Below are 4954 nucleotides of genomic sequence, written 5' to 3' on the forward strand. Positions count from 1 at the left end.
AGGTCGAAGTCCTCGCCGCCCAGGAAGGTGTCCCCGTTGGTCGACTTCACCTCGAAGACGCCGTCGCCGATCTCCAGGATGGAGATGTCGAAGGTGCCGCCGCCCAGGTCATAGACGGCGATCTTCTTGCCTTCGTTCTTGTCGAGGCCGTAGGCCAGCGCCGCGGCGGTGGGCTCGTTGATGATCCGCAGCACCTCGAGGCCCGCGATCTTGCCGGCGTCCTTGGTCGCCTGCCGCTGGGCGTCGTTGAAATAAGCCGGAACGGTGATGACCGCCTTCTCGATCTTCTCGCCCAGGTGACGCTCGGCGTCCTCCTTGAGCTTCATCAGGATGAAGGCGGAGATCTGCTGGGGCGAGTAGTCCTTGCCGTGGGCGCGCACCCAGGCGTCGCCGTTCGGGCCCTTGACGATCTCGTAGGGCACCATGCCCTTGTCCTTCTCCACCATCGGATCGTTGTAGGTGCGCCCGATCAGCCGCTTGATGGCGAAGAAGGTGTTGCTCGGATTGGTGACCGCCTGCCGCTTGGCGGGCTGGCCCACCAGGCGCTCGCCGTCCTCCATGAAGGCCACCACCGAAGGCGTAGTCCGCGCGCCTTCCGCGTTCTCGATCACCTTCGGCTGCTTGCCGTCCATGATCGCCACGCACGAGTTCGTGGTGCCGAGGTCGATGCCGATGATCTTGCTCATTGAGTAACTTTCTCGCTCCTTGTTGGCGGACGTCGCGGTGAAGCCTTCATTGCGAAGCGCTCCAGATTTGCGCACGCCCCCGGTCGCTTAAGCCACGGCCGGATCGCCCCACGCGGGGAAACCCGTCGACAGGCGATATGGGGGAAATTGCGGGGGCTGCAAGGGGAAAGCCCCCAATCGGGACAGGGACATGGCTCAACTCCGCCGCCACGCGCCCGAGGCCTGGGCGTAGAGCTCCGGCGCATGCGGCGCGCGCTGGCCGCGGGCGCTCAGGAAGGCGTGCTGCACGATCATCGCCTGCTGCTCGATGTTGCGCTCGCCGAACGCCCGCCCGTCGACGAGGTCGTAGGCGTAGGCCGCGGGGCCGTCGCCGGCCCTGAGCTTGGCGAGCGGCAGGAAGACGCCGGCCTGCGCCTGCCAGACATGGGTCAGCTCGTGGACGAACACCGCCTGCAGCAGCACGGGCGCGGCGGCGAAGTCGGCCCATGCGCCGGCCGCCGGCCAGACCATCAGCCGTGCGCCTGCCACGAAGGCGCGCGGCCAGAGCGGCAGCGCCAGGACGCGGACGCGGGCGGCGTCCAGGGCCTCGCCGAACACCTCGGCCGCGAGCCCCCGCTCGCCGGCGGTGAGCCGGCGCCAGGAGAGCGGCGTCATGCGGTCGAAGGTCGGGTTCATCCACATCTGGCCAGACGCACCGCGCGCCGTCCGGTTCCGCTTTGACTCCCGCTTCGCCGGGGAGGCAGGATCGCGCCCGCGATCAACAGCACGCGATGCGTGGAGGCGCCCCATGGACATGGTCCCCGACGAGAAGACGGCCTGGATCAGGAACCCCGAGATCACCCGGCGCTCGATCGCCATGGCGCTGGCGAGCGGCTACGCCGTGGCGGGCTTCTCGGCGGAGGCCGATCCGATCCACACCGACGAGGCCGGCCTCGCCGCCGCGATGGTCGAGATCCCGACCGCCGACCGCAAGATCCCGGCCTACCTGGCGCGCCCCGCCGGCGGCGGCAAGCACGCCGTCGTGCTGGTCAACTCCGAGATCTTCGGGTTGCACGAGTGGGTCAAGGACATCTGCCGGCGACTCGCCAAGGCCGGCTACGTGGCGCTCGCCCCGGACCTCTTCGTACGCGCGGGGGATCCGTCCAAGACCACCGACATGGGCGCGGTGATGAAGATCGTGCAGGCGACGCCGGAAGCCCAGGTGCTGGGCGACACCACGGCATCGCTGAAGTACCTGCGGGCGCAGGCGTTCAGCGATATGAACCGGCTCGGCGTGACCGGCTTCTGCTGGGGCGGCGGGGCGACCTGGCGCGACTGCGAGACCTTCGGCGAGTTCAAGGCGGGCGTCGCCTGGTATGGCCCGCTGAAGCCCGGACCCTATCCGCGCACCGCGCCGCTGGAGGCGGTGAAGGACCTGAAATGCCCGGTGCTCGGCCTCTATGGCGGCCAGGACCGCGGCATCTCCCAGGCCGACGTCGAGGCGATGCGCGCGGCGGCCAAGGCGGATGGCAAGACCGTGGACATCGTCGTCTATCCCGACGCCCAGCACGGCTTCCTCGCCGACTACCGGCCGAGCTACAACGCCGCCGCCGGCGCGGACGGCTGGAAGCGCATGCTCGCCTGGTTCGCGCAGCACGGGGTGGCGTAGCGCACGCGCCTTAGTGCGGCGGCTCTTCGTCGGGGCTGGGAGCCGTGGCGTTGGTGTCGGTCGGCAGCTGCAGGGTGGGTTGCGGCTGGGTCGCGTTGGTCGGCGTCGGCGGGGCCGACGTAGGCTGGTCGGCCTTGTCCGCAGCGGCCTCCTCGGCGCTCGCATCGTCCGACTTGTCTTCCTTCGGCGGCGGCGGCGGCGGCGCCTCGATGCGCTCCTGCGCGAGCGGGGTGGCCTCGGTGGCCGCGATCGGCGCCGCGGGGCCCTTCGGCGCCCCGGCCGGGCGTTCGCCGGGCAGACGGCCGCGCTCCGGGGCGTTGATCACGCCCATGGTGAAGGAGCCGATCGCCGCGATCGCCAAGAGGCCGCCGGCGGCCTGCACCACGGGGCGGGGCATCGTCCAGATCATCGGCGCGACCCTAGTGTGCGGACCGGGCCAGTGGAAGGCGCCTTCCGCAGCCAAGCTCGGCGCAAAGTAAACGGCCGTTAACGGCTCGCGCTGCAAACAGGCGGAGGTGGTGCGAGCTTCGGAGGCGGCATGGCGCGGGCGGCGCGGAAGACGGGAATGGCCTGGGCGATCGAGGTCGCGGGCCTCGTCTGGAGCCATCCGCAGGCCGCCCGGATGCGCGGCGGTGTCATCGCCGCGTTCGGCGCGGCGCTGGCCGCAGCCATCGCCACCTACAATCCCGCCGATCCCAGCGTGAACGCCGCCGGCGCGGAACGGATCGGCAATGCGCTGGGCGGGCCGGGGGCGGTGCTGGCCGACCTCGGCGTCCAGTCGCTGGGCCTCGCCTGCGGCGCGGTCGCCCTGCTCTTGGTGGTGTTCGGCCTCTCGCGCGTCAGCGTCGCCGACGTGCGGGCGACGCGTCTGTCGCTGCGTCTCCGCGCCTTGGCCGGCGCGGCCGGAACCCTTGCGCTCGCCGCGGCTCTGTCGCTGCCGCCGCCGCCGGCCGACTGGCCGCTGGCCCGGGGACTCGGCGGCTTCTGGGGCGAGGCCCTGCTCGGCGGCGCTGCACGGCTCCTCGCGCTCGCCCATGTCCCCGCCGCGCGGCCGGCCGCCGGCGCGGCGCTGGGGGTGATCGCGGCTGTGAGCCTCGCCTATGCGCTGGGCCTGCGCCGGCTCGACCTATCGGGCGCGCTGGCCTGGGCGGTCGCGGCGCTGCGGCCGAAGCCGAAGCCGGCGATCGCCGGCGTCCGGGCGACGCGCGCCGGACGCCGCGCGCTGCGCGAGACCGGCATCCCCGCGACCGCGCTCGACGAAGCCCTGGAGCCGCTGGAGGCCGGCCCGCTCAAGGTCAAGCCGCCCAAGGCGCCGCCCCGCCAGTCGGCCCGCGAAGAGCGCGAGGCGCAGGTCACCTTCGATTTCGTCCAGGCCGGCGGCTTCCGCCTGCCGGAGCTCTCCATGCTGGCCAAGGCGAAGCCGCGCGCCGCAGCCTTCGACGAGGCCGCGCTGCGCCAGAACGCGCAGCTCCTGGAAAGCGTGCTCGCCGAGTTCGGCGTGCGCGGCGCGGTCGACCAGATCCGCCCGGGCCCGGTGGTCACCCTCTACGAGCTGGTGCCGGCGGCGGGCGTGAAGTCCGCCCGCGTGGTCGCGCTCTCCGACGACATCGCCCGGTCGATGAGCGTCGCCGCCTGCCGCGTCTCGGTGGTGCCGGGCCGCAACGCCATCGGCATCGAGCTGCCGAACCAGAAGCGTGAGACCGTCTATCTACGCGACCTCCTGGCCGCTCACGAGTACGAGCGCGGCGGCCAGGTGCTGCCGGTGGCGCTGGGCGAGACGATTGGCGGCGAGCCGTACATCGCCGACCTGGCCAAGATGCCCCACCTCCTGATCGCCGGGACCACCGGCTCGGGCAAGAGCGTCGGCGTCAACGCCATGATCCTGTCGATCCTCTACCGGCTGACGCCGGACCAGTGCCGGCTGATCATGGTCGACCCGAAGATGCTCGAGCTGTCGGTCTACGACGGCATCCCGCACCTGCTGGCGCCGGTGGTCACCGATCCGAAGAAAGCCATCGTGGCGCTGAAGTGGACGGTCCGCGAGATGGAGGACCGCTATCGGCGGATGTCGAAGATCGGCGTGCGCAACATCGCCTCATACAACGAGCGCGCCCGCGAGGCGGCCGCCAAGGGCGAGCACTTCGAGCGCACCGTGCAGACCGGCTTCGACGAGGCGGGTCGGGCGATCTTCGAATCCGAGAAGATATCGCCGGAGCCCATGCCATACCTCGTGGTGATCATCGACGAAGTCGCCGACCTGATGATGGTGGCCGGCAAGGACATCGAAGGCGCCGTGCAGCGGCTGGCGCAGATGGCGCGCGCGGCGGGCATCCACCTGATCATGGCCACCCAGCGCCCCTCGGTCGACGTGATCACGGGCACGATCAAGGCGAACTTCCCGACCCGGATCTCCTTCCAGGTCACCTCCAAGATCGATTCCCGCACCATCCTGGGCGAGCAGGGCGCCGAGCAGCTGCTGGGCCAGGGCGACATGCTCTACATGGCCGGCGGCGGGCGCATCACCCGCCTGCACGGCCCGTTCGTATCCGACGAGGAAGTCGAGGCCGTCGCCAAGTTCCTGCGCGGGCAGGGCCAGCCGCAGTATCTGGAGGAAGTCACC

5 protein-coding genes are annotated in these 4954 nt (G+C 71.2%); 2 read left to right on the forward strand and 3 right to left on the reverse strand.

What is annotated here, in order from left to right:
• A partial coding sequence (locus Q0W60_RS17170; RefSeq protein ID WP_297697299.1) for an Hsp70 family protein occupies positions 1–686 on the reverse strand: 686 nt, incomplete at its 3' end.
• A 195-nt stretch (positions 687–881) separates the two neighbouring features.
• Positions 882–1361, reverse strand: coding sequence for a hypothetical protein (locus Q0W60_RS17175; protein ID WP_297697300.1), 480 nt, complete (start codon positions 1359–1361; stop codon positions 882–884).
• Between the two features lie 112 nt (positions 1362–1473).
• Between Q0W60_RS17175 and Q0W60_RS17180 the strand changes: the two genes are divergently transcribed.
• Positions 1474–2334, forward strand: coding sequence for a dienelactone hydrolase family protein (locus Q0W60_RS17180; RefSeq protein ID WP_297697301.1), 861 nt, complete (start codon positions 1474–1476; stop codon positions 2332–2334).
• A 10-nt stretch (positions 2335–2344) separates the two neighbouring features.
• On the opposite strand, the gene Q0W60_RS17185 is transcribed toward Q0W60_RS17180, so the two are convergent.
• Entirely contained in the window at positions 2345–2731 is a 387-nt protein-coding gene (locus Q0W60_RS17185; protein WP_297697302.1) for a hypothetical protein, read from the reverse strand.
• A 141-nt stretch (positions 2732–2872) separates the two neighbouring features.
• Between Q0W60_RS17185 and Q0W60_RS17190 the strand changes: the two genes are divergently transcribed.
• Positions 2873–4954, forward strand: a 2082-nt coding sequence (locus Q0W60_RS17190) for a DNA translocase FtsK 4TM domain-containing protein (RefSeq protein WP_297697303.1), incomplete at its 3' end; no start/stop codon positions are given.

It is taken from the genome of Phenylobacterium sp., assembly GCF_025934275.1.
Classification (GTDB): domain Bacteria; phylum Pseudomonadota; class Alphaproteobacteria; order Caulobacterales; family Caulobacteraceae; genus Phenylobacterium.

Bases quoted from the DNA above. Each gene is read 5' to 3' on its own strand.
- Q0W60_RS17180 (WP_297697301.1), top strand. From the start codon at position 1,474: ATGGACATGGTCCCCGACGAGAAGACGGCCTGGATCAGGAACCCCGAG.
- Q0W60_RS17185 (WP_297697302.1), bottom strand. From the start codon at position 2,731: ATGCCCCGCCCCGTGGTGCAGGCCGCCGGCGGCCTCTTGGCGATCGCG.
- Q0W60_RS17175 (WP_297697300.1), bottom strand. From the start codon at position 1,361: ATGAACCCGACCTTCGACCGCATGACGCCGCTCTCCTGGCGCCGGCTC.